Below are 25,827 nucleotides of genomic sequence, written 5' to 3'. Positions count from 1 at the left end.
CTTCGGCCGTCTTATTGATAAAGGAGGTCTTCCCACATGACCCAGAGAATAATGGCTCTCTTTTTTGCTGCCCTAGTTGCCTTGTTCACAACTGCCTGTTCTCCGGAACCCTTAACCAAATTGTCCCAACCATCAGGGTACGGCGAGCTATCCAGCTCCTATACCGATCCAGAGATCAGCGTGGATCTGCATCTGGAGAAAGCAGAGTACGAAGCTCCACTTGACACCATCCCATTCGAGGTGAAAAATTCGGGACCCGGCACGATCCATTTTGGAGTTGAATTCGAGGTCGACAAACTTGAGCAGGGTGTCTGGCACGTCGTTCCTTTCAGGGAGGATCATGGTATTCCCTCGATCGGGATCGAACTGGAGCCGGGAAAGGCATATCAGGGAACAGTTGAAGCAGCATCCTTTGACTACAGCTTTCCACCGGGCGAATACAGGATCATCAAAAAACTTTACTTAGACGGGAAAGAAATCGTACTGGCGACAGTGTTTCATGTCAAAGAACCAGCTAAATAGGAATAAGAAAAAGAAAGACCGATACTCTTCCGTAATGGAAAAGCATCGGTCTTTTTTAACATGAGCGGCAATCATTCAACATTTTTTTATTGATTATCCTTATTTTATCCACACTGGCTTCTGAGCTCTCCGCACTGATGAAGACCTCATTATCCCCTGCTTTGTAGAAAAGCGTGTAATCGCCATCTACCAGGCTTTCCCCCTGTTCAACTGGTGGACCCAGCGCATCAATGATCCTCGTCAGATTGGTTTCGCTCAAATGAGTGGCACTCAGATGGATGGCGTAAACACGATTTTTGTTGTCAAAGTAAAAAATGCCTTCCGGGAGCTTCTCAAACGCGTAGTAGATGCCCCCTTCGTAAACCTCCACCCTTGTGACCTGTCCGTACTTCGCGATGACGTCATCCTTCGTCATGCCGATGGATACATCGAATCCATTGCTTTCATTCCGCGCCAGACGGGGCAGAAACTCCTGGTCCAAGAGGAGCTTCTTCTGCTCAACCTGTTCAGGGACATCCTTCGGCTTCGGAGAGAGTTCTCCTGCAGGCACGGGTTCTTTTGTAGTTACGGGTTCTACCGTAGTTACCGATTCTACCGTAGTTACGGGTTCTGATGCAGGTTCTTCCTCTTGCGAAATGATCTCAAAGGTTCGATCGCTGGCTGTTGTACACCCCATTACGAGCATACTGGTGAAGATCAACAGAAAGGCAAAACGCTTCAATCCACTCACCAACTTTTTCCATAGTCCCTACATGAACTAAGACGTACTGGCAAGCGGATTGTTACTGGGTTTTTCCTACATGTTCAGGGAAAACGAGGGGAAAATAAATAACGCATCGCTATTATTTGCTCCAAGGAGGATCGGCATGTCGTCCGTATATCGTTGTTACCACTGTGAACATGAGTCTCCTTCTGCCCACTTGATCACGTTTTTCCAAGGAACAGAAGAGCGGGACGAGCTACTCTGCGACTCCTGTTATGCTGACTGGCTGGAAGGCTTGAAGGTAGAACCGTAAGAGCGACCGTGTATGAACTTGCCAGATCCCACCCCAATCCGTTTTGGACTGGGGCGGGATCTGGCATTTGCTATTATCGGGCGTCGACGCCAACTGCTTGACTGATGTGGGTAAAACCGTCCTTCGCCATGAGCTCGAGCAGCTTTTTGTTAATCTGCTTGGCAATGCCAGGCCCCTGGTAGATCATCCCCGTGTAGACCTGGACCAAGCTGGCGCCAGCCCGTATTTTCTGGTAGGCATCTTCACCGGTAAAAATGCCCCCTACCCCGATCACAGGCACTTTATCTCCGACTTCCTGATAAATTTCCTTCACCCATTGCGTAGAACGCTCCGTCAACGGTCTTCCGCTCAAACCGCCCGTCTCATTCGCATTGGGGTGATTCTGGACGGCTTCGCGGGAGAGCGTGGTGTTGGTGGCAATAATGCCGGAAATGCCCTCCTCTACTGCGGCCTGAACGACATCGCGCATATGCTCGTCCGACATGTCTGGCGCTACCTTGAGGAGAATCGGTTTTTTTCTCGCACCGCGCGCTTCCAGCTCTGCTGCTTTTTCCCGTATGGCACGCACCAGGTTGCGCATGCTTTGCGTCTCTTGCAGATCGCGCAGGTTGGGCGTATTGGGAGAGCTGATGTTGATCACGAAGTAGTGGCCGTAAGAATACAGCATGTCCAGGCATTTGCTGTAATCGCTAGCCGCTTCTTCATTCGGTGTCGTCTTGTTTTTCCCGATGTTGATGCCGACCGGGGCTTCCGAATACGCGTAATCGATCAGGTTCTTCCCTGCAAGATAGGCTCCGTGATTGTTGAAGCCCATTCGGTTGATCACAGCCTGATGCTCGGCAAGGCGGAATAGTCTTGGCTTGGGGTTGCCCGGCTGTCCCTGAGGCGTCAAAGTTCCAATCTCAACAAAGCCAAAACCAATGGCTGCAAGCGCGTGATACACTTCGGCATTCTTGTCAAATCCGGCTGCGAGTCCAACCGGATTGGGAAATGTCAGGCCCCAGAGTTCGGTCTTCAACCGTTCATCCGAGACTCCGTAGAGCATTTTCAGCATCCGCTTGCCCACGCCTGACTCCTCTGCCAGTTTCAAAGCATGAATCGTCTTTTCATGAATCTCTTCCGGATCGAGCCGGAAAAGGTATTTTCGTAGTAATGGATACATCGTAGGCTGCACTCCTTACCGCGTTTTCCTTCACGTAGGATAACATAATTTCTCGGCGAGAGTAACCTTTATGCGCGATACATATTTCCAATTGATCAGGCAAACGCTATCATTACCAGCGACTGGAGGGTGACAGCATGCAGATGAAACTGGACGGAAAAATCGGCATCGGACAAACGATCATGTTGTTCATGCTTACAGTTGGAATCACCAATCACGTCACCGTCATTCCCTTATTGTTGAGTGCGGCAGGGCGTGACGCCTGGCTTTCCGTCCTGATTGGCGCGATTCCCTTTGTGGGATGGGCATGCCTTCTCGCTTTTATCACCTCGCACCTCCGCCAGGAATCCCTGCATGCATGGATCAAACGAACGCAGAGCAAATGGGCCAGAAATCTATTGCTAGGACCTGTCGTTTTTGCCTTATACATGATGGCCCTGGTTCACCTCATCGACACGCAGACGTGGACAACAGTCAATTACCTGCCTCGCACACCGGAATGGTTTACCGCTCTCGTGCTCGTTGTGTTTTGCGTGATTGCTGCTTACGGGGGCATTTCCCCTTTGGGTATCACGTCAGGAGTCATTTTGCCATTTGTCTCCATCCTCGGCTTCTTCATTGCCTTTGGCAATATACCCAAAAAGGACTACACCCTGCTTCTTCCCTTTTTGCAAAACGGGATGGAGCCTGTCCTCCACGGATTGGTGTACGTCGGCGGCGGATTTACCGAGATGATCATCGTGCTCCTGCTCCAGCATCACGTCAGAAAGCCGTTGCGTCTTGCTCATTACATCGCCATGCTGATCATAGCGATTGTCCTGACCCTGAGCCCACTGACCGGCGCGATTGCTGAATTTGGGCCTATCGAATCAACACGCCAGCGGTTTCCAGCCTTTGAACAGTGGCGGTTGCTGTCGATCGGCAAAAACTTCGAAAACATGGAGTTTTTTGCAATCTACCAATGGCTCTCCGGTTCTTTCATTCGCATCTCGTTATGCCTTTTTTTAATGGTGGAGCTGATGGAAATCATCAATCCCCACAAAAAAATCTACACGCTGGTGTTTTTGGGGTTCAGCATGATTGCATTCACAAGCTTGCCTTTCAGCGACATGCATTTTATGACCTTCTTGAGCAAGGTGTACTACCCTCTTTTCATGACACTCATCCTCGTGATTACGCTTTGTATAGCAGGGCTTGTCTTGAGCAACCGTAACCGAAAGAGGGATACCAACCATGGATCGTGAAGCCACGTTGCGGGACACTTATGCGCATTGTGCCGACGTAAACTTTCTTCGGCTGGTTACCAGCGAAAATCAGCCCATTCTCCTCATGTACTGCGAAGGTATGGCAGATACCGCTCATATGCAAAAAACCGTCCTGCCCAGACTCCACCATGCCCTGACAAAAGGGGATTTGCGAACACTCCCGCTGCATCAGCTGGACGATGATCAAGAAAAATGGAATGAACGCCTGTTTTCAGGGGACCTGATTATTTTCCCCGGCGAATCCCCTCCGTTTACCTGGGATATTTCCAACCGGCCGCAACGCACTACAGAGGAACCCAATACCGAGGTCTCGATCAAGGGCCCGCGAGACGGATTTGTGGAGGACCTCTCCGTCAATGTAGCCTTGATTCGCAAACGTCTGCGCACGACCTCTCTCGCTTATGAAGCGTTCGTCCTGGGTACTCGATCTCATACCAAGGTCGCGCTGCTCTACATCATGGATGCTGCACCGCCTGACGCCGTGAATATGATGCGGGAAAGACTGCTCGACTGCCGCAATAAAAAAATCGTCAACAGTGCGGTTCTGGAACAAAAACTGAGTGACCACACCTATTCCTTGTTTCCTCTCGTCGACTATACGGGCCGGCCAGACTACGCCATCTACATGCTCATGGAAAGAAAAATCCTGGTGCTGGTCGACGGATCACCCATTGGGCTGATCGCCCCGGTAGCCCTGCTGGAGCAAATCAAGTCCCCGGAGGACGATCAGTATCCGATTATCTTCGTTTGGCTGGAGCGCATCCTTCGTTTGGGCGGCATCTTCATTGCGATTTTTCTCCCTGGGTTCTGGATCGCACTTGCCGCTTACAACATCGAGGAGTTCCCGCTCCAATTATTGGCAACTGTGACGCAGGGGCGGCAGGGGCTGCCATTCTCTGCCCCCATGGAACTATTTGGCATTCTCTTTATCTTTGAATTCTTGCGTGAAGCCGGGGCCCGTCTGCCCAAAACAGTCGGCCAGACGCTTGCCTTGGTCGGTGCGCTGATAATTGGCGATGCCTCCATTCGCGCGGGAATCACCTCCCCATCCATGCTGTTCGTAGGCTCGCTGACGATCGTCGCTTCCTTTACCCTGATCAACCAATCCTTGAGCGGAGCCGTCACCGTGGCGAGAGTGGGGGTTTTTCTTCTCTCCTCGATTGTCGGCATGTACGGGTTCATCATGAGCATTCTGATCATCGTCTACTATTTGTCGACACTCTCTTCTTTGGGAAGACCCTATGTCTTGCACAACTCATCGAATTTTATAGTGACGCTCGGAAAAATGCTGTTTGCTCCCTTGATCCATATTTTTAAAAGTCCCCGTCAAAAAGGAGGAAAGCAATGATGAAGCGCCCGCTTGCCGCTTGCCTGATGCTGCTCTTTTCATTGGCCTTTATCAGCGGGTGCTGGGATCAAAAGGCAATCCAGAATCTTCGCTATTTGTCTGCTCTGGGTCTCGATTTTGTCGATGGGGACTACGTGGTCTATGCGCAATCCGTCGATCTGAGTACGGTTGCCATGCAGGAAAAGGGAGGAAGAAACACCCCTACTCCCTCCATCATCTCGATTGGACGCGGTGATACCTTGCAAAATGCAATTGACAATATGCAAAAAAACTCACAGATCCCCCAATTCTCCGGGTTCGTATCCGCACTGATTTTTCACGAGCGTCTATTGAAAAAGGAAATTTTGCCCACCTTTGATATTTTGAACCGTTACGGGCTGCTCCGTTATACAAAATGGGTATATGGCACGAGAGAATCCCTGACCGAGTTGTTAAGCGACCATTCGGCTTTCGGATTTTCTCCGCTTGTGTCCATCTTGCATGAACCATACGACCTATATCGGGAACGCTCCTTTATCGAACCGATTCAGTATTACCAATTTGCTTCTCGCTTCTGGGAGCCGAGCAATACGGTCCTGCTGCCCAATATCACCGTCTACAAGCACTCCTGGAAGGAAAATGAAAAAAACCTTTCGCGGCTCACTCTGGACGGCGTTCACGCGATCTACCGCGGAAAATGGAATCAATTTCATCCTAGCAAGGATTTGCTCGGTCTTCGCTGGATGAATCCGCGCACCGTCTTTTCAGGCTTGGTTGTTCGCGAAAAGAGTGTACCCAAGGCCACTCTTCGCATTCAACATGTCAAACTGGATGTAAAAAACGTTTCAGATGGCAGCAACCCCCGCTTTCATATAACCGTCCATCTTAGAGGCTTTGTTCGTGAGCTCTTGAGCGATGTATCCCTTGCATTCATCAAACAAAATGCGGAACATCAGGTCAGAGAACAGATTGAAAGCACATTTGCCAAAGCGCTTGCAAAAGGAGCAGACATATACGGTTTGGAATCGTACTTGCAGAAATACAAAAACAAGACCTGGAAGGAATTTGCCAAAAATCACAAACGAAGGCTGTCCAAGGACGCGATCGCAGGGCTTACCGTCAAACTGTACTTGAGCGATTCAGGAAAAATGAAGATGAAGTGGTATGACTATCCCGATAATATGCTGCCCTAAAGAGACAAAAAAGCTGCCTGCCTCCCAACACGGGAGCAAGCAGCTTTTATCATCGCTTTAGTTTTTCACCAGCAAAACTTCTTCAATAGGAGCGTACGGCAGATTATGTGCATCTGCAACCGCCTTGTAGGTCACTTTGCCGTCAATGACGTTGACGCCTTTGGCCAGCGGACGGTTGTCGCGGATTGCTTGGGCATAGCCTTTGTTGGCAAGCTGCACAGCATACGGGATGGTGACATTGGTCAGAGCCAGTGTCGATGTGCGTGCTACGGCTCCCGGCATGTTGGCGACAGCGTAATGGAGAACGCCGTGTTTTTCATAGGTCGGATTGTCATGTGTCGTGATGCGGTCGATCGTCTCCACGGATCCTCCCTGGTCGATCGCAACGTCTACGATGACAGAGCCTGGAGTCATGGTTTTCACCATTTCCTCTGTGACGAGGCGAGGTGCGCGCGCTCCCGGAATCAGGACAGCGGCTACGAGCAAATCAGCCTTTTTCACCGCGCTGGCGATGTTGAAGGAGTTTGAGATTAATGTCTGTACGCGGCCCTGGAACAGATCCTCCAGTTGGCGCAAACGATCTGCGTTGACATCGAGTATGGTCACATTGGCTCCCAGGCCAACCGCCATTTTCGCTGCGTTATAACCGACAATACCGCCACCCAGGATGACGACTTCGCCTTTTGGCACACCAGGTACGCCGCCGAGCAGCACGCCTTTGCCGCCGTATTGCTTTTCCAGGAATTGCGCTCCGATTTGAACGGACATGCGGCCAGCCACTTCGGACATCGGCATGAGCAACGGAAGCGCGCCGTTGTCGAGTTGGATGGTTTCATAGGCGATGGCAATCACTTTCTTGTCCATCAGTGCGCGGGTCAGTTCAGGTTCTGGAGCCAGGTGAAGGTAGGTAAAGAGAATCATATCTTCTTTGAAGTAGGCATATTCGGATGGAAGGGGTTCTTTCACTTTCATGACCATGTCTGCTGCCCATGCTTCTGCAGCGCTGTCTACGATTTGGGCGCCTTGAGCTGCATAATCTTCGTTGGTGAAACCGCTTCCCAATCCTGCGTTATTTTCAATGCGCACGGAATGTCCACTTTGTACGAAAGCTGCAACCCCTGCCGGTGTGATGGCAACGCGATTTTCATTGTTTTTGATTTCCTTCGGTACTCCGACGATCATGACAGGTAGTCCTCCTTCAAATTGCCGTTATAAAAGATTATTACCATTTTACAGTGTCTTTCACCTTTTTTTCCTTGGCGATTCCCTTAATCTTCACATTCCGCATTTTGTGTATATTCACAAACGAACTACTGTTCGCGATTTATCTTGGCCATTTTCAGTTCCAGATACAGGGCGGCGCGCTGATTCATATTCTCCAGATCGATCCCCATGATCTCCTCGATCCTGCGCAGCCGATAGCCCAGAGTATTGGTATGGACATGCAGCAATTGAGCCGTGACATTCATTTTGCCGGCAGCATCCAAAAAGGTTTCCAGGGTTTCCAGCATGGCGGTCTGGTTGTCGCGATCATACTGTTTCAATTTATCCAGGCGCTCATTGTGGTAGCCCTCTTCTTCCTCCCATTTTTTCAACTGCAACAGATAGCGGTAGATGCCCAATTGATGATACCCGTGGATGCCTTCCGTCTCTCGCGGGAACAGCTTTTTCACCTTGACTGCGTGGAGCGCTTCCTTGTAGCTTTTCACAATCTGGGCGTATCCGCCGCTGTATGCTCGTCCATAGCCCGCGATAACCTTTCCTTCGCTAGCGTGCGTAACGAGCTTGCTGAGCGAGTCTGCGAGAAACTGCTCCACTTTTTTCACCAACCCGTCCCACTCGTCCTTCTTCGCGTCTGAACGGCCGATCAGAAGAATGATTTGCGCGCCGTCTACGACCCAGTACAGCTTGTCGCGCATCAATAAGGGATACAGATATTGGTCCAGCCTTGCTCCCGCCGCTTCGACGATGCAGATCAGGTACGTCGCAGGCATTTGCATCTGCAAATTCTCCGCCTTCTGTCTAATGGCAGCTTCGCTCGAGTGATTGCCCAGCAGCAATTCCCATAAAAACTCGGTACGCCGCTGCTCCTCTGCCTTGCGCTTCCCTTGTCTCTGAATCAACCTGGAGACGGCCGCTTTGGCTGCCTGCCGCAGGATTTCATCATCCTCTGACGTCAACGGCCTGTTGACTTCCTGTGCCCAGATATACCCCAGTACGTCATTGCTCCGCTTGATCGCGATTGCGACCCGCTTGCCCAACCCGATATCCTCCTTGGCCGGGATATGCACCGGATCATCCTGCGTCAACAATTCCTGAAAAACGCCATCCTTCCACAAGCGCGTCAACACCTTCTCCGGCACCCTGCGCCCCATAATCGTAGACCATCTGGCAGGGTCGGTACTGTCGCCATGAGAGCTGTATGCAATCAGTTTGTGATCCGAATCTTCTATCGTAATCGGATTTTGTACAAGTTCTGCGATCAAATCAGCCAGCTCATCCATATCCGCATGCGGGTACTGTTGAAAGTAACGGGGTTGAGAAGACACATTTTCACCTCTTTGCCGTGCAGATTTACGTGTTCTTCCATTATACCAAAAAACCGCCTCTTCTCCACGAAGCGGCGGTCATGATTCTCTTTATACCAAGCGTGTGATGGCATCCAGAATCTGCTCTTTTTGAAACGGCTTGACGACAAAATCGCTTGCCCCTGTCTTCATCGCCTCCAGCACCTTCTGGCGATGGCCGATGGCAGAGCAGATCAGCACCTTGGCATTGCTGTCATACTCCAGGATTTGGCGCATGGCTTCAATCCCGTGCATATGAGGCATGGTAATATCCATCGTCACGATATCGGGCTTTAATTCCTTGTACTTCTCTATGGCGTCTATGCCATCGCTGGCCTCTCCGCAAACCTCATGATGACCAGCAACCATGTCACACAGCATCTTCCGCATAAATACAGCATCGTCAACAATCAGCAAACGGGCCAAGCTGTCCCATCTCCTCGCTCATCTTTTCTCTTAACTTTTACAAAAAAATGAGCAGCTTGTCCACGAGAGAAATTGACAACTTTTGTCGAACTACTCGCGAAAATCCGCGTCGCCCCACCCGTATATGGCATTCGGGTGACTGGACGGGTCAGGATGAGGGGTTGAAATGCCGATTTCAGGGCCCGTTACCTGGGTGAATTCATCTGGGATGTGAACCTGCGGAAGCTCGGTCATTTCTTTTTCTTGTTCTTTTTCCATTGGTTTTTCATGCCTCCTTGGGTTATTTTGAAGAGGTGCATTCTACCATAGCCTGCCCCCGGGGAGTGTCTGTCATTCGATCGCACTTTTTGGACCAATTTCTTCAAATTTCCAGCAGGATAATGTAGAAATAAGTCGAAGGTATTATTTTTGGGCCATTACTCACGCTCAAATTAGGAGGTATGATGGATGCCCAAGCTGCGGTCATTTCCCGCACTCTTTACCGGCTTTATCATCGGGTTGCTCATCCTCGTTACCAGTCAGTTTCTGATCAGCATGCATCAATTGGATTCCATCCACAATCATAGCAAGAAATCCAATCAAATCCGTGTTGCGCTTCTGCTCGAAGGCCCTACCTACGACCAGGGCTGGAACAGCAGTGCGCTGGAGAGCTTGCAGGAGCTCCAAAAGAAAATGGGATTTTCGCTCGACATCGCCAACAACGTGAAGCCCGCAGAGATCGAGGAGGTCGCCAAAAAATTCGCTGCCAACGGATACGATCTGGTTTTCGGTCACGGGGTGATCTTTTCAGAAGCTTTTACCAAAGTAGCGGCAAACTATCCGCAGACTCGATTTGTTTCCTTTAATGGGGAAGCGAGATATGAAAATCAGACTGCGATTCGCTATGATATGAAGCCTGCGGGTTATCTCGTGGGTTATCTGGCTGCAAAAATGAGCAAATCACGCAACATCGGCTACATCGTCGTCAATAAACCGCCTGAGATGATGCAATTGGAAGGGTTTCGTGAAGGGGCAAGAAAGGCAAACCCGAATGTTGCCGTCTCGGTGGGGTATGTGCGTGATTTCAACGACATCGAAAAAGCAGTGGAGATCACACGCGAGATGATTGCCGCTGGGGTCGATGTCGTATACACCACTGGCGACAGCATCAACCTGGAAGTGATTACGGAAGCGCAACGCTCCGGGGTCTATTCCATCGGGTACATCGCAGATCAACACTACATCGCGCCTGATTATGTACTTACCTCCCTGATCCAGGACGTCGGGCAATGCTATCGTTTGATCATGGACCAATTCGTTCAGGGGAAACTTCCGCATGGCACCGTCAAGTTCGGCCTGTCCGAAGGCGTCAACCATCTCAGTCCCTTTGGCCCAATGGTTCCCCAAGAAATTCGCGAGGAAATCAATCAGGTACTGAATGCACTTATCACGTCACCTGATCCGCTTGGAGGATAATCAACCATGTTGTTCATCCGCAATCTGGGTTTTCAGAAAAAAATGATGCTCAGTTATCTCGTCATGATGCTGCTGATCGGCATCGTCACATCTCTGTTCAGTTACCAAATGACAAAAGTGACAGCCGATGAAATGTATCTGACACAGACGCTGCTGCCGCAAACCAGCGCTCTTCTCGAAGTGAAAAATCAGGTTTACGAAAAGTCATACGCCTTGAAAATGTATACGGCTACGGGTGACCCTACCTACCTCGACACGTATTACACCAACTTGATCGACAGCTCCCGTTTTGAGTCCGTCACCCCAACCGAAATGAACAGCAGCTTGTTCACGACTATCGACTCGATTCGCAAGCTGGATTTTTTGTTCATGAACAAGGTCAATCCTTTATTGAAAGCGGACAATGTCACAGCCGTCAGCTACGTTCTCAAGCATGAGGTGCAGCCGCTTATCGATCAGCTGGAGCGGAACCTTTCCTTTTCGCTCAATCAACTGGATTACCAGACCAACAAAGAGTTTCAGCAAACAACAGAAAGCATCGAGGTCTCTCTCATCCTGACGTACTCCGTATCCATCGCTTCCATTCTGTTCGGATCGTTTTGCACGATCTACTTCAGAAGGGAGCTGCTGCGCCCGATCCATTCGCTGGTCCAGCAGGTGCGGGACGTATCGAAAGGCACGTTCGGACAGCAGATCGTCTACACGGGGCAGGATGAGTTTCGCGAATTGGCAAACGAGTTCAACAAGATGTCTCTCAACATCGCCACCCTTTTTGAACAGGACAAAGAACAACGGCTGGTGCTGACAGAGGAGAAAAATCTGCGGGAGCAAATCCTCAATTCCCTGCCGGTCGGCATTATTACGCATCCCTCCCCTACTGCTGAAATCCACGTCAACGAGCTGGCGAAAAATCTGATTCAGTTGGACGAGCAGGGGTACCCGGTTACGGAAGGATCAGGGAAATCGTTGAGCGAGGAAGGAGAGGGCTCCTGGTTCGTCAATCAGAAAATGACGTTGTTCAAGCAGGATGGCACGCCTTTTACAGCACTGGTATCACGCGTCCCCCTGCACCACCAGCATCAGCCCAGGGAAACAGGCTGCATGATCGCCTTCCTGGATATTACCGAACAGGAAAAGGTCCAGGAGTACCTCAATCAATCCGAAAAGCTGGCAATGGTCGGCCAGTTGGCGGCTGGAGCGGCGCATGAGATACGCAATCCGCTGACCGTCATTTACGGCTTTATCCAATTGCTCGAACAAGGGCTGTCCGATCAGGAGCGCGAACGATACTATATTCCGTTGATTCTGCAGGAGATCGAGCGGGTCAATCGGATCGTTACAGAGCTGCTGATGCTGTCCAAGCCATCCCTGCCGAACTATCGGGAGGTCAAGCTGTCCGAGGTTCTGGATTCGCTCCTTCCGCTGATGCAGGCAGAGGCTTTGCTGCACGGCATACAAATTGTCAACCGTTGCGAACCGGATACCCGTATTCATGTCGATGTGGAGCAGTTCAAGCAAATCCTGCTCAATCTGATGAAAAACAGCATCGAGGCTATGACGGGAGGCGGTCTGCTCACCATCGAAAGCCAAATGGATGAGACATGCGTCCACATCACCGTCAAGGATACCGGGGAAGGCATCTCCCCCGAATTCCTGGTCCGGATATTTGACCCGTTCTTCTCACTCAAGGACGAAGGGACAGGTCTTGGACTCCCGATCTCTCGCCGGATGGTGGAAAATCACGGCGGAGAGCTGAACATCCAGAGCAAAAAAGGACAAGGGACGGAAATCACGATCTCTTTGCCGCTGCATCCAAACAATCTGGATTCCTAGCGCTGGCCCTGCCGCCGACAGCATCCAGCCAGGCAAACATGCGACGTGTATAGCTCTCCAGCTCTTCTCCCTTGAACAAGTGGCTGGCCTTGTCTGCCAGCCATATTTCATAGGGCTTGTCATGCTGCTGCAGGGCATGGGCCAGACGTCTGGCATGCTCCACGCCGACATTTTCGTCCGCGGTCCCGTGAATGATCAGGACCGGACAAGAAATCTCCGCGACTCGGTACAAGGGCGTTCTGTCCCGATAGGCCTCCGCCTGTTTGCGCGGATGACCCACGATCCTGCGCAGCATTCTCCGCAGGTCTACTCGTTCCTCATAGGTCAAAAAGAGATCGCTGACGCCTCCCCACACCACGACGGACAAGAGATCGCGGCATTCCATCGCGGCAAACAAGGCCATCATCGCACCGCGCGAAAAGCCGTAGGCGCTGATCCGCTCCCGGTCCACACAAGGCAATTGCCGCAGCACCTCATAGGCGGCGTATACATCATGGCGATCTGCACCGCCAAATTCATCTCTGCCCTCTCCACCCTCATTTCCCCGGTAATGCGGTGCGAGGATAACGTATCCGAATGCCGCCATCTGGCTGATCCGTTCGGGGCGTACCTGGCCTACCCCGCGTATCCCGCCGCGGCAGTAGAGCAGAGCGGGCAATTGGCGGCCTTCTCTGTCTGCTTCTGCCAGCTGTTGCTCCGGTACAGCCAATGCTGCTTTGACCCGTAGCCCCTGACTGCTATAGGTGACCGTGTACAGCGCGACGCCGGGAACTACAGAATCCGCTCTGTCTATGCTTACTCCCTGCATCTGCGCGCCTTGTATGTTCAAAGTCCTCTCCCCCTTCTCTTTCACCAGATGACAAGCCTAGTATCCGCTGCTGAACTTCGCCAATCACTCTGAAAAATACGGAAAAGAAAAAGGACGGGGAAGGTCCCCGCCCTTATCTTTTTCGTTATAACAAGGCTTAGTAGCCGCGTTTTGCGTTCTTTTTGTTGATGGTCGCGAGGTTTTCTTCGCTGTGCTTCATCCATTTTTTCAACTTATCCTCAAAGGATGCCGCGCTATCCCGTCTAGGGTTCCCTCCGCGGTCGCCACCACGATACCCACCACCACGACGCTCTTCTCGTTCCGGACGCTCAGGCGCTGGGAGTGCGGCGCGAACCGAAAGCGAGATTTTACCTGCATCATCAATCGAGAGTACTTTTACTTTCACTTGTGCTCCCACGGAAAAGTGATCGTTAATGTCCTTTACAAAACCGTTTGCTACTTGGGAAATGTGGACCAGACCCTGCTCCGTTTCGCTGACTGCTACAAACATCCCAAACGGTTTAATTGCTGTCACTTTTCCCTCGATGATGCTTCCCACTTGTACTGCCATCCAGTTTGCACTCCTTTTATTATTTCCAAAAAATGGTGAGGTCTTTTTTCTAGAAGCCTCATTACCTTAGTATAACAGAGAAAATGAAATACTGAAAAGCCTATTTGTCAATCCGTACATTCTAGAATGGGGATTCCCGCTCCATTTTATGACTTTGCTCGCGCTTTTGCCCACAAATTGGCAAGACAAATACAGGCCAGCATTGTCAAGGAGCCGGACAAATCGAGCAGCACATCCTGAACTACCCCCACACGATCGGGAGTAAATGTCTGATGCCATTCATCCAGGACGGCCACCAGCAGACTGAGGAAGGCGCTCCACGGCAAAGCAGCTGAGAAAGCAAGGCGATATCGCAATACGCGGTACCAGCAATAAGCCAGAAAGGCAAATGTGGCAAAATGAACGCCTTTTCGCAGAAAAAATTCGATAAAGCCCGCTGTTCCCTTCTCTTCGATGCTGACCTCACGCCCGCTGTACTGCAAGGTTATATCCTGAAAACGCGCTTCCCAGTTTTTTTCATCTACGACCTTGGAGATCGTCCCGCGCATGTCCTGATCGGCATAGGGCTGAGAGGAAGAAATGAACAAGCCAATCAGGACAGCCGCCAGCAGCAGACAGTGCAGAAGAAACCCGAATCTGCGCATCTTGTACCCCCCATCTCTATCCCCGATTGATCCATGTTGTCTGAAAGCATTATGCCTGAAATTTCTCGGGATGGGAAGCGGGGGCAAGCGGAAGAAAGTCTTCTTCGGACAGCTCTCCCTTCGCTCGGGTGCGGAGCTGAGGGTTTCCCTGCTCCTGCATTGCTTCTTTACGCGCTTTTTTCAGTCGTCGAATCGCTTCCTTCTTGTCCTGGCGGCGAATGCGGCCGTTCTCCCAAGCGGCTTGCAGCAGGCGAATGGTGTCTGGCAGCGTCCACTCTGAAGCGACGGCCTGCTTCCGCTCGGCTGCGAACTGCATCCCGGGCACCAGTACGAGAACGCCAAATACCGCTACTGCCGCACCGAACAGCAGACTGCTGGTGAAGGACGAAATGAAGCCTCCGTCTGCGACCCAGCCCCCGGCCAAAGGGAGAGAAACGAGAATGATCCCGGCAAACACAGCCGCTTGGCTCCCAGCGACACGGGATGTCCCCGTCTGCAGCTCCTCCCAGATCTCTGCAGATCTGGTGCGAAGAGCAATCAGTTGATCCAGGTGAACCAAAGTTTGATGAAGCATGATGGCCGCCGCGGCAGCCAATCCGTAGAAGCCCAGGACGTTCATCGGGCGATCCATGACCAGCAAGCCGAGGATGACACCGCCTGACAACAGCGGCAGCAAGGCCAAGGCAATCCATCCATCCCTAGTTCTGCCCCGCAGCAACAGACTCGCCAGCAAGACGCAGACAGCGAGAGAGCCGATGGCCAGGATTCGTCCCACGGTGTCCTTTTTGCCCGCCATTTCCTTGTCCAGCTTCTCCACCTCATCGGCATTGAGTATCGTATACCCCTCGGGGATCGTCATGTCCTTTTTCAAACGGTACGGCAAGGCATACGACATGGTGTCGATGCGCATGACATCGGAGACGGCGCTGCTGATCTTGAAGACGTACAAACCATCCTCCCGCGAGTATACCGGCGGCGGCTGTCCGTACGACCAATCTGCCAGATCGGCCAATCGAACTGCGCCCTCCGGTGTCCGTATGAGCAAGTTCTTTACCTGATCCGGATGATCCATCCACTGATCGGGAAAACGCGCCTGGATCGAGACCTCTTTTCCATTCCACTGGGCGTTCCCGATTTTTTGCTCACCCAGGTAACCCTCCACCTGCCGCCTGATTTCGGCTTCCGTCACACGGTAACGGGTCAGCATGTCGGCTTTCGGGTAGAGATCGAGATAGATGCCGGTCGTTTTCTCCCCGATACGCTCATCCGTTATGACCTCTCTCCCTTTCTCATCTCGCGTCGTCACCCGCTTCATCTGTTCGAGAATAGCATTGGCGATGGTTTCTCCGATCTGGATAGAGGGTCCTTTTACCGTAAATTCCAGACGGGACCGCACTCGATCGTTTACGATAAAGGAAAACGGATCAGTCCCGGGAATACCCCGCAATTGCCGGTCCAGCTCCTTTTCCAGCTCAGTGAGGGAGCGGTTCCAATCAATATGGTCCTGCAGCTTGAGGGTGAAGTCGAGCCGATCCCGCGAAGCCAGCGTGAACACGTCACGCACCTCGGCAACCCCGCGCAGGCGTTCCTCCGCGATCTGGGCTGCACGAATCGCCTCATCGACGGTACTTCCCTGCACCATCTCCAGGGTCAGCTTCTTCTCATCTGTCGTCGTCTTCGTATAAGGATCGACCAGTACAAAGGTATGGAAAAGGAAGCTGACGAGCAAAGAGACGACCAGTGTGATGCCGTATGGCAAATACCCTCTTTTGACCAAGGTCTCCCAACCGCGGAGGACAGGATTGGGCTTTTTTTTCGCTGCGGGCTGTTCCTCCGGGAGAACTGTCTGCTCCCGGTGGCGCTCCGTCTTCCACGCTCCGCCCAGTACCGGTACGATAAACCCGTATACGATCAGCAAGGAGAGCGTCCCCAGGATCAAAATCGGCCAGGCATCCACCAGAACGGTCCGGTCCTTCGCCTCGATGAAATCCGTCAGCATGACGCCAAACCAGCACGCTGTCAGGATGACAATGGTTAACAGCATCGTTTTTTGCAGGTGCCAGGCAGCTTGCAGGCAGTGGAAAGTCGTCCATTGCCTCAATTGATGCAGCCTGGAAAAAAGGGCGGAGCCTGCTCCGATGGACAGGATGCCAAAAAGACAAACTGGCCCGATCGTCGATAAGCTGAGCGGCAAGCCGACCAGCCACATCCCCCCGAGCAACGTGCCTGTCGCGAGTACGACGGAAGCGAACAAGAGGATGGCTGCCGTTTTGCTTTTTTGCATCCAGCCTAGCACGACCGCCACGAATGCTGCAGCCAGGATTACCAGCCACGTCATTTGCCAGATCGTATCGACCAGCGGTTTGGCGTAGTCTTCCACCAGATCGATTTGGTAAAGACCTGCCCCCGCTTCATTCAACTCCGCTATCGCCTGCAGCATCTGGGCGCGCACAGCCGGAGCCTGTGCGGAATCTGCTGCGTAAAGCGTGATCCCCAAGGCCGGTTCGCCCCGGTAGACGGCGACTTGATCGCCCTTGCTGCCGCGCAGATCGCGAATCTCCGCCAGCGTCTTCAAGGAGACATATCCCTTTTGTGTTGCGATCATCTGTTTTCCCAATCCGAAAGGCCCGTCCGTCTGGCTGTACCACTGGACAGTGATCCGCTCTGTCCCTCTGCCTATGGAGCCGACCTGATCCGCAGACACATCGCCGGACAATTGGTTCAGCACATCTGCAGGAGTCAGGCCATATGCTTGCAGCATGGATGGACGAAACAAAATGTCCACCTGCTGACGGGCCACCTGATCATCCAGATCGACGCGGGCCACTCCAGGCAGATTGATCAGCTTGGCGTAGACGGTGTACTCTGCTACGTCAGCCAGCGTTTGCACATCCGCGCCGCGCAGGAGAAGATGTCCGATGCGGTTGTCCGCCAGGTCTTCCTGATTGACGCTCCACTCCCGTACAGGCAGCGTCTTGGCTGCTTCACTCAGCTTTTCTTCCAATCGTTCCCGATAGTCGGTCCCGAGTCTTTCCGATGCTTCGACGACCACCACAGCCACGCCCTGACGCGACTCTGAACGGATCTTGTCGGCCTGCCCCAGAGAACGGACCGCAGCTTCGACAGGCATGGTGACGTTCTGATCTACCTGGAGCGGATTCAGCCCGGGAGCAGCAAGCCGAATCTCATACTCCGGCACAGGCAGGTCCGAAAAGCTCCGGATGTCCATGCGAAAGAGCGCGCCGATGGTGAGCAACAGGCAGATGACAGCCAGCAAGCGGGCAATCGTAGGGTATGTCGAGGAAAATGTCCGATTATTCATCTTCCACCCTCACCACCTCGCCGTCCACTACATAGGAAAGCCCTGATGCCAAAATGGTATCTCCTTGTTCCAAGCCCTCCAAAATTTCATAGTGGGCACCGTGAATCGCTCCGACTTTGACAGGCGTCTTTTTGACCACCAGCTCGTTGATTTTCATCACGTAGTATCCCTCATCCGAAACGCCTACGCTATTGACAGGAACCAGCAGAGAATGGTCGGCCTGCAGCGGATATGCACAGGTCACGGTCATGCCGCCCCTCCAATTCACATCACTGCCCGCAATCGTCACCTCGACTGGGTAGGCTCCGGTTTTTTCATCTATGACAGGAGAAACGAACGTAACCGTTCCCTGCGCTTGCGTACCGTCAGCGGATTTGACAGTCACTGCCGCCCCCTGTTGCCAGCTTGCGATCTGCTCGCTTTCCACCTGCAAATCAACCAGCCATTGGGACGTATCCACCAGACGGATCACCTCGCTGCCAGGACCTGTCTGCTCGGCTTCGGCTTGCGATATCGCAGCCACTACTCCGGCAAATGGCGCCTTCATGACCGCCTCCGAAGCTTCTTGTCTGGCTCGATTCAACTGGACGTTAGCCTGTTGCAGGCTCGCATTGGCCGCCTCCACATCGAGCTGATCAGCGCCCTGCAGCAGTTCGCTGTAAGCCACCTGCGCCTCCTGCAAGCTCAGATTGGCCTGTTTTTCCGCCAGAGCGACCCGATCCAGCTCATCCTTGGAGATCGCGCCGTTGTCATAGAGCAGCTTGGCTTGTCGATGATCTTCTTCCGCCTTGGCTGCTACCTGCTTTGCCTTTTCCACTTTCAGCTTCTGCGTCTCAACCTCGTGGCTTTTCGGTCCTTGCATCGCCTGATTGCGTCGAACATTGGCACTGGCCACCTGCCCCATGGCTGCGCTCACTTCCTGCTGCCACACTCCTCCGTCCAGGGTAGCCAAGGTTTGTCCCTCCTTGACCAGACTCCCTTTTTGCACCTGAATGCTGGCTATTCTGCCCGAGGTGCCAAAGGATAAGGACAGCTCCTGCCGCGGCTTCAATACGCCGGAGACCTCCAGCATGACGCCGTTTGCGTTTGGCATGACCTGGTACGCATTCACGGTTTTTACTTTCATTACATGCTCTTCTTCCACTCGCTTGAGCTGCTCAATCTCTCTCTCCAGCTTCTGGCAGCCCATCAGGAACAGGGCCGCAAGCGACAGACTGATCCATTTTTTCACCTTCTCAACCCCCGTGCCATCTTCATGGCTCCCTTCCAGTTGCCTGGTAATGTTCCTATATGAAAAAAATAAATGACAAAATATATTTTACAGAATCTTTATAGAGTTGTATCATTTTTCTGTCATTTTTTATTATTTTTTATAGGTTCAAATCTGTCACTCTTTTGTAACTCATGCAGGCTATAATCAAGGCAATAGGGAAATAAGAGTGTAGTTGCTGTTAAGCAGGATGTCAGCGCTTACACGATTCATGTTTTATCATCTTTTTTAGGTGGGAGTGATCGTCATGGCAAAATTGTATACTTCGTACTCGGACATCGTGGCCGATATTCATGATGGCGCCACGCTGCTCGTGGGCGGATTTGGTCTGGTAGGGATTCCCGAGAATCTGATTATCGCCTTGCGCGACAAAGGCGTGAAAAATCTGACTGTTGTCTCCAACAACTGCGGTGTCGATGATTGGGGACTCGGACTCTTGCTGCGCGAAAAGCAAATCAAGAAAATGGTTTCCTCCTACGTCGGTGAAAACAAGGAGTTTGAGCGCCAATTCCTCTCCGGCGAACTGGAAGTGGAACTGACCCCGCAAGGCACCCTCGCTGAGCGTATTCGTGCAGGCGGTGCCGGCATTCCCGCCTTCTATACCCCTGCAGGCGTAGGGACTCCGGTAGCGGAAGGCAGAGAAACGCGTACGTTCAACGGCAAGGAGTATCTGCTCGAACATGGCATTACCGGTGATTTTGCTTTGATCAAGGCCTGGAAAGCGGATAAGATGGGGAACCTCGTCTTCCGCAAAACAGCACGCAACTTCAACCCGATGATGGCTGCCGCTGGCAAAATCACCATCGTGGAAGTGGAAGAGATCGTCGAGACCGGAGAACTGGATCCCGATCAGATCCACACGCCAAGCGTCTATGTGCAGCGCCTGATCCAGGCACCATCGTTTGAAAAACGGATCGAGCGCCGCACAGTCCGCTCCTAAGCTAGAATCCAGGCAAATCACTCAAGGGAGGAAATAAAGATGTCGCTGACTCGTGAACAAATCGCCATGCGTGCCGCCCAGGAGGTGGAGGATGGCTTCTATGTAAACTTAGGGATCGGTATGCCAACTCTGGTCGCCAACTACATCCCGGAAGGAAAAACCGTGGTGCTTCAATCCGAGAATGGATTGCTGGGAATCGGTCCTTATCCGACCGAAGATGAAATCGACCCGGATTTGATCAACGCCGGCAAGGAAACGGTGACGGCGATTCCAGGCGCTGCTTACTTCTCCAGCGCAGAGTCGTTCGCCATGATCCGCGGCGGACACATCGACCTGGCGATTCTGGGTGCGATGGAAGTATCGGAAAAAGGGGATCTCGCCAACTGGATGATTCCCGGGAAAATGATCAAGGGCATGGGCGGTGCTATGGACCTGGTGCATGGTGCGAAGAAAATCGTCGTCATCATGGACCATGTCAACAAACACGGCGAAACCAAAATTCTCAACGAATGCGCTCTTCCCTTGACCGGAAAAGGCGTTGTGAACCGGATCATTACGGATCGCGCCGTCATGGATGTCACCCCGGAAGGCCTCGTCCTGCTGGAAGTGGCGGAAGGCTATACGGCTGAGGATATCCAGGCCTGCACGCAGCCCAAGCTGATTGTTTCTCCGACTTTGAAAACCATTGGATTGTAATGCTGCCATACAAAAAGAAAGCTGACTTCATCTCTGCGGATGAGTCAGCTTTCTTTTTTTGCACCGCTGAATCGCATGGACTTCTTCATTCGTACTATAATACAGGATGTACATTCCCAGATTTCCCTAGATAAAGAAAGGAGACGCAAGATGTCCGGAAAAGTCGGTTGTCTCATTATCCACGGATTTGCAGGAGATATCAACGACGTCCTCCCTCTCGCCCAACGTCTGCGTGAAGTCGGATACGAGGTGGAATGCCCGACACTCGAAGGGCATGGAGCGAGCCGGCGTCATTTGGCCAAAAGCAACCGTCAGGACTGGATTCGCTCTGCCGACGAGGCCTACAAACGCCTCTCCATGCGAGCTGACACCATCGTGGTGATCGGCTTTTCGATGGGAGGATTGCTTTCTTTTCACATCGCTACTACCTATCCCGTCAAATTGCTGATTACGTTAAACACGCCTTACAAATACTGGGATGTCAAACAAGCGATGCGCTATTTGCGCACCGATTTCCAAACCCATTGGCGCCGCTATCTGCACGGCATTGGAAGAATTCCGGTCCGCAGCATGTTCCAGTTCCGTCTCCTGCTCTCCGAGACCAAGTCCTTGCTGCCGCAGGTTTCCGTTCCCTACGTCCTTTTTCAGGCCAAGCAAGACGATACGGTGCACGCCGTCAGCGCAAAACTGCTCGCCGACCGGGTAGGTACGAAGACGACCCAGATCAACTGGTTCGAGCATTCCAATCACATGCTTTTGCACGGCCCTGAAAAGGAAGAAGCGATCGAGGAGGTCATCGCTACCATCAGGAAGCATTGTCCATCCTGACGGCAGGCGTCCGGCTCTCCCGGATGCGCAGCCACATCAGCGCAAGCAGCAGCATGACGAGAGCCACTCCCAGATAAAGCAACCCCAAGCCGAAGCTTTCATCCAGCCAAAAGGCAAGCAGCGGTCCAAGCGCAGCCCCTACATCCGTGACAACCGAGTAGTGGGTCATCATGGCGGTGCTGTTTGCCTGCCTTGCAGCTACGTCGGCTGCCCACGTATCGGTCAGCGTCGTCAGCACCGTCGCCGTCCATTGGATGCCGAGCAGCACAACCATCAACCAGCCAAAGGATACAGGCGCGTAGATCATGCCAAACAGGATAGCGGCGATCAGCATCGTCGCGACCAGCATGCGCTTTCTCCCATAGGTGTCAGAGAGACGTCCGAACCAGGGTGCTGCCCACGGCTCCCAGCCCCAGCGCACTCCTTGAAAGATGCTGGCCATCACTGCTGCACCGACCGCGATCCCCCCGATCGTCGTCAGAGGTTGGCGCAGCTCGATCAATCTGCTGAGCGTCGAGGCGAACACGCCTTGATACACCATCGCGATCAAAAGGCCTGTCAGCAGCGTGACCAGGACGCCTTCTTTGCTCCACAACGAGGTTTTCGCCTCCATACGTCCGAGGAGCTCCCTTCCCTCTGTACAGGACTGCGGCCGTATGCAGGCGAAGATCAGAATCAGCGCAGGCAGGACAAGTCCTGCAAATAACAAGGATGTGTATTGCAATCCGATCGATGCGACCAGCAATGCCCCCGCTACCATCCCCCCAAGGCTTCCCAGACGATACAAACCGTTGTACAGACCCATCAACTGGCCCCGATTCTGCTCCTGCGAGACAGCGATAATCAGCGAATAGGCACCCAGCCGCAAAAACGTCCAGGCAATCCCCCACAGGCAGCGCATGACCAGCCAAATCCAAAACCCATGCAGGGCGTAGCCTGCTGTCGTCACCAAAGCAAGGGCGACCGCGATTACCAGTCCGGTGCGCACACCTGAACGCTCATACCATTTCCCGATCAGCGGCCCCAGCGGAATGCGCACAAGCCGATTTGCCGAAAGCAGAATCCCCACTTCAAACAAGGAGGTCAGCCCTGCTTCCTGCCAATAGAGCGGCAAGACGATATACAGCATGGAATCTCCCAACAGACAAAGGGCTGTCACCAGCGCGACTGCCACAACCTGTTTCTTTTCGTCATATTTTGGCATGTCCAGGTTCTTCTCCTTTGCTTCGCCCGTATTCATGGTTTACAGTACAGAGAAGCAGGTATAAATTCCAATACATCTTCCTGTCTTACTCATAAATAAAATTGATGAATGGAGAGAGGGCATGAATCTTCACGCTCTGCGTATATTCGTACAAGTCGCATCTGCCGAAAGCGTCACACAAGCCGCTCAAGCCTTGGCGATCAGTCAACCAGCCGTGACCGCCCAGATCCGAAAGCTGGAGCAGGAATTGGGTCTGACCTTGGTCTCAGCACAGGGACGAGGCATTGCACTGACGCATGAAGGACGTTTCCTCTATGAAAAAGCCCGCCGCATTTTCGATTGGGAAAAGGAACTGGAAGCGCAAGTAGCGCAGGTCAAAGAAGGATCGATCGGAAAATTGCGGATCGCTTCCACCTTCCTGCCTGCCCACTATCTCTTGCCAGCCTGGCTCGCCGCTTACAAAACCCGTTATGAGCATGTGGAGGTCGAGATGCGCTCCGGCAACTCCCAGCAATCCATCGAACGGCTGTTGCGCTGTCAGGCAGACCTGGCCATCATCACCAATGAATCCTGGGATGATCGCCCGATTCGGCTCCAGCACATGACAGACGTCTTTTATTGGTTTATCGTCCCCCCGGCCCATCCCTTCGCCGGCCGTGAAGTAACGTTGGGAGAGCTGGTTCAGGAGCCTTTTTTGCTGAGAGAAAAGGGCAGTTCGACCAGAGAACGGCTTTTCGCCCTCTGCCGGGAGCACGGCGTTCAACCTCCCAAGGTAGGGCTTCAATACCACGGGCTGGTCGAGTCGATCCAATCCGTACGAGCGGGCTACGGCACGATGCTCGCCCCCGAGCCGGCTGTCAAGGAGCTGGTAGCACGCGGCGAAGTGGGACGAGTCTATCTCCCGCAGATTGAGATCAAGCGGCCCGTCTATCTGTGCCAGCGTGACGATGGCGACACGCCACTCCCTGCCGTTACCCGTTTTCTGATGATGCTGGAGAAAACGATGGATTGAAAAAAGGATGCTCCGTACCGCAAAACAGCGCGGACAGGCATCCTTTTTCATCTTCTTGCCGACTTACCTATGGTTATGGAAACACAATCGTTTTGTTCCCGTAGACAAGCACGCGGTCTTCCAGATGCCAGCCGACAGCGCGGGCCAGTACGGTGCGCTCTACCTGGCGCCCAAGCTGTTTGAGCGTCTCGACATCCTCCTGGTGAGAAACGCGCTGAACGTCCTGCTCGATGATCGGCCCTGCATCCAGCTCTTCCGTGACGTAGTGGGCTGTCGCACCGATCAGCTTCACGCCGCGGCGGTACGCCTGTTCATACGGCTTCGCACCCACGAACGCTGGCAGGAACGAGTGATGGATGTTGATGATGCGCATCGCATAGTCGTCCAAAAAGCGCGGCGACAGAATCTGCATGTAGCGCGCCAGGATGATCAGGTCCACACCCTGCGCGGCTGCCAGCTGTTCTTCTTCGGCCTGCGCCTTGTTCTCTTTGGTCACCGGGATATGGCGGTATGGAATTCCGAACGACTCTACCGTCTCTTTCATATCGGGGTGATTGCTGACTACGACGGAGATGTCTGCGTGCAGCTCGCCGGATTTCCAGCGCCACAGCAGCTCCAGGAGACAGTGATCTTCCTTGGAGACGAAGATCGCGACCTTTTTGCGATTCTTCGCTTCGACCAGGGACCATTCCATCCCGTAGTTCTCCGCTACCGGCCAGAACGCATCCTTCAGCGATTCGAGACGATCCGCCAGATTGACCAGATCAAACTCGATGCGCATGAAAAAGCGGCCAGTCTCCGGGTCTGTTGTATATTGGTCCGACTGGACGATGTTGGCGCCTTGGGCAAATAAAAAGTTGGATACCGCCGCCACGATCCCCGCTCTGTCTTCGCAGGAAATCAACATCCGCGCACGGTCCTTGTTTTTTTGTTTGTACGCTAACCATTCTCTCTCTGACAAACGATGCATGATTTCTTCTCCTCCATGATTCTTAGGCAAAAGTTGTCTGCAATTATATCATGTCCTATTGATCTTTCCATACCCAAACCTTTTGAAGAACGATAAATGATTATTGATTGATAAAATATTTACTCTCTACTTCCGATCCCGTTCATCAAAATGTCCACCGTATAGGCGATCTGCTCCTCGTCGCTGTACTCGGCAAATTCATCCGGGTCCAGCACCTGCCTGAACATGACCAGGCCGATCATTGAATGCAAAACTGCGCGAAAAACGGCTTGCGAAGGCAAACGCCGCAGCTCGCCCGCGTCCATTTTTGCTTCGATCAGCTTATAGACCATCTCCTTGGCATCTTTGAAGACAGTCGCGATCAAGGCCTCCCGGATTTCATCGTGAAAAAAAGCTTCCTGCAGCAGGATACGGATCGTCTTTTCGTTTTGCAAGACCAGATTCAGGCGATTCCGGAAAAGCTCTGTCGTCACTTCCTTGAATGGCTTTTCAGCCTGCTCTTTGAAAATCTCGCGGATGTCCTTCAAAATAAACGGCGCAGCGAACTTCACCAAAACAGGAGCTACAACGGCAAGCAGAATGTCCTTTTTCGACTTGTAGTGGCGAAAGATCGTCCCTTCCGCTACCCCTGCTTCCTTGGCGATCTCAGCCGTTGAGCTCGCGTGAAACCCCTTCTCCGCAAACAGCTTGATGGATGCGCGCAAAATGCTTTTCTGCTTCTCGGTCATCTCGCTTTCGTCCTTGAGTTCCTCCACATATTGCAACAGGCCCTCTTCAAAGGATGGCTTGTTCATTT

The 25,827-nt window shown here is 52.6% G+C and carries 25 protein-coding genes; 11 read left to right on the top strand and 14 right to left on the bottom strand.

Annotation, left to right across the window (positions count from 1 at the left end):
- Nucleotides 1-36 precede the first annotated feature (36 nt).
- Nucleotides 37-522 (top strand): immunoglobulin-like domain-containing protein, encoded by a 486-nt coding sequence (locus EDM58_RS12800; RefSeq protein ID WP_122913680.1) that lies wholly within the window; start codon nt 37-39, stop codon nt 520-522.
- A gap of 55 nt (nt 523-577) precedes the next feature.
- On the opposite strand, the gene EDM58_RS12795 is transcribed toward EDM58_RS12800, so the two are convergent.
- Complete coding sequence (locus EDM58_RS12795) at nt 578-1,252, bottom strand: hypothetical protein (RefSeq protein WP_122913679.1); 675 nt, start codon at nt 1,250-1,252, stop codon at nt 578-580.
- A 136-nt stretch (nt 1,253-1,388) separates the two neighbouring features.
- On the opposite strand from EDM58_RS12795, the gene EDM58_RS25715 reads away from it, so the two are divergent.
- Nucleotides 1,389-1,538: a hypothetical protein gene (locus EDM58_RS25715; protein WP_183187499.1), complete on the top strand. Its 150-nt coding sequence runs from the start codon at nt 1,389-1,391 to the stop codon at nt 1,536-1,538.
- Between the two features lie 73 nt (nt 1,539-1,611).
- Here EDM58_RS25715 and EDM58_RS12790 read toward each other — a convergent pair whose 3' ends face one another.
- Nucleotides 1,612-2,700, bottom strand: coding sequence for a quinone-dependent dihydroorotate dehydrogenase (locus EDM58_RS12790; RefSeq protein ID WP_122913678.1), 1,089 nt, complete (start codon nt 2,698-2,700; stop codon nt 1,612-1,614).
- Nucleotides 2,701-2,837: 137 nt separating this feature from the next.
- Here EDM58_RS12790 and EDM58_RS12785 point away from each other — a divergent pair, with 137 nt between their 5' ends.
- Genes EDM58_RS12785 through EDM58_RS12775 form a run of 3 tightly spaced genes read left to right on the top strand, consistent with a single transcriptional unit; the run spans nt 2,838 to nt 6,485 of the window.
- The gene (locus EDM58_RS12785; RefSeq protein WP_246000704.1) at nt 2,838-3,944 is read left to right on the top strand and encodes a GerAB/ArcD/ProY family transporter; all 1,107 of its coding nucleotides are present in this window, start codon (nt 2,838-2,840) and stop codon (nt 3,942-3,944) included.
- Complete coding sequence (locus EDM58_RS12780; RefSeq protein WP_122913677.1) at nt 3,934-5,313, top strand: spore germination protein; 1,380 nt, start codon at nt 3,934-3,936, stop codon at nt 5,311-5,313. The genes EDM58_RS12785 and EDM58_RS12780 overlap by 11 nt, the downstream gene beginning before the upstream one ends.
- Entirely contained in the window at nt 5,310-6,485 is a 1,176-nt protein-coding gene (locus tag EDM58_RS12775; protein ID WP_246000702.1) for a Ger(x)C family spore germination protein, read from the top strand. The genes EDM58_RS12780 and EDM58_RS12775 overlap by 4 nt, the downstream gene beginning before the upstream one ends.
- 57 nt (nt 6,486-6,542) lie before the next feature.
- Here the strand turns inward: EDM58_RS12775 and ald are convergent, their stop codons facing one another.
- The 4 genes from ald to EDM58_RS25710 form a co-directional block, all read right to left on the bottom strand.
- Nucleotides 6,543-7,667: an alanine dehydrogenase gene (gene ald / locus EDM58_RS12770; protein ID WP_122913676.1), complete on the bottom strand. Its 1,125-nt coding sequence runs from the start codon at nt 7,665-7,667 to the stop codon at nt 6,543-6,545.
- Nucleotides 7,668-7,795: 128 nt separating this feature from the next.
- Nucleotides 7,796-8,989, bottom strand: coding sequence for a PucR family transcriptional regulator (locus EDM58_RS12765; protein ID WP_425455620.1), 1,194 nt, complete (start codon nt 8,987-8,989; stop codon nt 7,796-7,798).
- Nucleotides 8,990-9,124: 135 nt separating this feature from the next.
- On the bottom strand, nt 9,125-9,478 hold the full coding sequence (locus EDM58_RS12760; protein WP_122913674.1) for a response regulator: 354 nt from the start codon (nt 9,476-9,478) through the stop codon (nt 9,125-9,127).
- 90 nt (nt 9,479-9,568) lie between these two features.
- Complete coding sequence (locus EDM58_RS25710) at nt 9,569-9,736, bottom strand: hypothetical protein (protein ID WP_183187498.1); 168 nt, start codon at nt 9,734-9,736, stop codon at nt 9,569-9,571.
- A 189-nt stretch (nt 9,737-9,925) separates the two neighbouring features.
- Here EDM58_RS25710 and EDM58_RS12755 point away from each other — a divergent pair, with 189 nt between their 5' ends.
- Together EDM58_RS12755 and EDM58_RS12750 are read left to right on the top strand one after the other, a co-directional pair.
- A complete protein-coding gene (locus EDM58_RS12755) occupies nt 9,926-10,933 on the top strand; it encodes a BMP family ABC transporter substrate-binding protein (RefSeq protein WP_122913673.1) in 1,008 nt (335 codons plus the stop codon).
- Between the two features lie 6 nt (nt 10,934-10,939).
- The gene (locus EDM58_RS12750) at nt 10,940-12,766 is read left to right on the top strand and encodes a sensor histidine kinase (protein ID WP_122913672.1); all 1,827 of its coding nucleotides are present in this window, start codon (nt 10,940-10,942) and stop codon (nt 12,764-12,766) included.
- Here the strand turns inward: EDM58_RS12750 and EDM58_RS12745 are convergent.
- The 5 genes from EDM58_RS12745 to EDM58_RS12725 form a co-directional block, all read right to left on the bottom strand.
- Nucleotides 12,723-13,574: an alpha/beta hydrolase family protein gene (locus EDM58_RS12745; protein ID WP_122913793.1), complete on the bottom strand. Its 852-nt coding sequence runs from the start codon at nt 13,572-13,574 to the stop codon at nt 12,723-12,725. The genes EDM58_RS12750 and EDM58_RS12745 overlap by 44 nt on opposite strands.
- Before the next feature lie 157 nt (nt 13,575-13,731).
- Nucleotides 13,732-14,145 carry a S1 RNA-binding domain-containing protein gene (locus EDM58_RS12740; protein ID WP_122913671.1) on the bottom strand — a complete coding sequence of 138 codons (414 nt, stop codon included), beginning with the start codon at nt 14,143-14,145 and terminating at the stop codon, nt 13,732-13,734.
- A gap of 146 nt (nt 14,146-14,291) precedes the next feature.
- Nucleotides 14,292-14,789, bottom strand: coding sequence for a VanZ family protein (locus tag EDM58_RS12735; RefSeq protein ID WP_122913670.1), 498 nt, complete (start codon nt 14,787-14,789; stop codon nt 14,292-14,294).
- Between the two features lie 49 nt (nt 14,790-14,838).
- The gene (locus EDM58_RS12730; protein ID WP_122913669.1) at nt 14,839-18,111 is read right to left on the bottom strand and encodes an efflux RND transporter permease subunit; all 3,273 of its coding nucleotides are present in this window, start codon (nt 18,109-18,111) and stop codon (nt 14,839-14,841) included.
- Entirely contained in the window at nt 18,104-19,342 is a 1,239-nt protein-coding gene (locus tag EDM58_RS12725; RefSeq protein ID WP_122913668.1) for an efflux RND transporter periplasmic adaptor subunit, read from the bottom strand. The genes EDM58_RS12730 and EDM58_RS12725 overlap by 8 nt, the downstream gene beginning before the upstream one ends.
- A gap of 286 nt (nt 19,343-19,628) precedes the next feature.
- Here EDM58_RS12725 and EDM58_RS12720 point away from each other — a divergent pair, with 286 nt between their 5' ends.
- The 3 genes from EDM58_RS12720 to EDM58_RS12710 all read left to right on the top strand — a co-directional run bounded on the left by EDM58_RS12720 (nt 19,629) and on the right by EDM58_RS12710 (nt 21,845).
- Entirely contained in the window at nt 19,629-20,321 is a 693-nt protein-coding gene (locus EDM58_RS12720; protein ID WP_122913667.1) for a CoA transferase subunit A, read from the top strand.
- Between the two features lie 39 nt (nt 20,322-20,360).
- Nucleotides 20,361-21,017: a CoA transferase subunit B gene (locus EDM58_RS12715; protein ID WP_122913666.1), complete on the top strand. Its 657-nt coding sequence runs from the start codon at nt 20,361-20,363 to the stop codon at nt 21,015-21,017.
- A gap of 150 nt (nt 21,018-21,167) precedes the next feature.
- Nucleotides 21,168-21,845, top strand: coding sequence for an alpha/beta hydrolase (locus tag EDM58_RS12710; RefSeq protein ID WP_122913665.1), 678 nt, complete (start codon nt 21,168-21,170; stop codon nt 21,843-21,845).
- Here the strand turns inward: EDM58_RS12710 and EDM58_RS12705 are convergent.
- A complete protein-coding gene (locus EDM58_RS12705; protein ID WP_122913664.1) occupies nt 21,823-23,049 on the bottom strand; it encodes an MFS transporter in 1,227 nt (408 codons plus the stop codon). The genes EDM58_RS12710 and EDM58_RS12705 overlap by 23 nt on opposite strands.
- 121 nt (nt 23,050-23,170) lie before the next feature.
- Here EDM58_RS12705 and EDM58_RS12700 point away from each other — a divergent pair, with 121 nt between their 5' ends.
- Nucleotides 23,171-24,061, top strand: coding sequence for a LysR family transcriptional regulator (locus tag EDM58_RS12700; protein ID WP_122913663.1), 891 nt, complete (start codon nt 23,171-23,173; stop codon nt 24,059-24,061).
- A 73-nt stretch (nt 24,062-24,134) separates the two neighbouring features.
- Here the strand turns inward: EDM58_RS12700 and purU are convergent, their stop codons facing one another.
- Together purU and EDM58_RS12690 are read right to left on the bottom strand one after the other, a co-directional pair.
- Nucleotides 24,135-25,031, bottom strand: coding sequence for a formyltetrahydrofolate deformylase (purU, locus tag EDM58_RS12695; protein WP_122913662.1), 897 nt, complete (start codon nt 25,029-25,031; stop codon nt 24,135-24,137).
- A 119-nt stretch (nt 25,032-25,150) separates the two neighbouring features.
- Nucleotides 25,151-25,825 carry a TetR/AcrR family transcriptional regulator gene (locus EDM58_RS12690; protein WP_023558437.1) on the bottom strand — a complete coding sequence of 225 codons (675 nt, stop codon included), beginning with the start codon at nt 25,823-25,825 and terminating at the stop codon, nt 25,151-25,153.
- Nucleotides 25,826-25,827 lie beyond the last annotated feature (2 nt).

Source organism: Brevibacillus panacihumi (genome assembly GCF_003710985.1).
GTDB classification, from domain to species: domain Bacteria; phylum Bacillota; class Bacilli; order Brevibacillales; family Brevibacillaceae; genus Brevibacillus; species Brevibacillus panacihumi.
The sequence above is the reverse complement of the archived record's forward strand: the minus strand, read 5'-3'. Positions and strand labels throughout refer to the sequence as shown.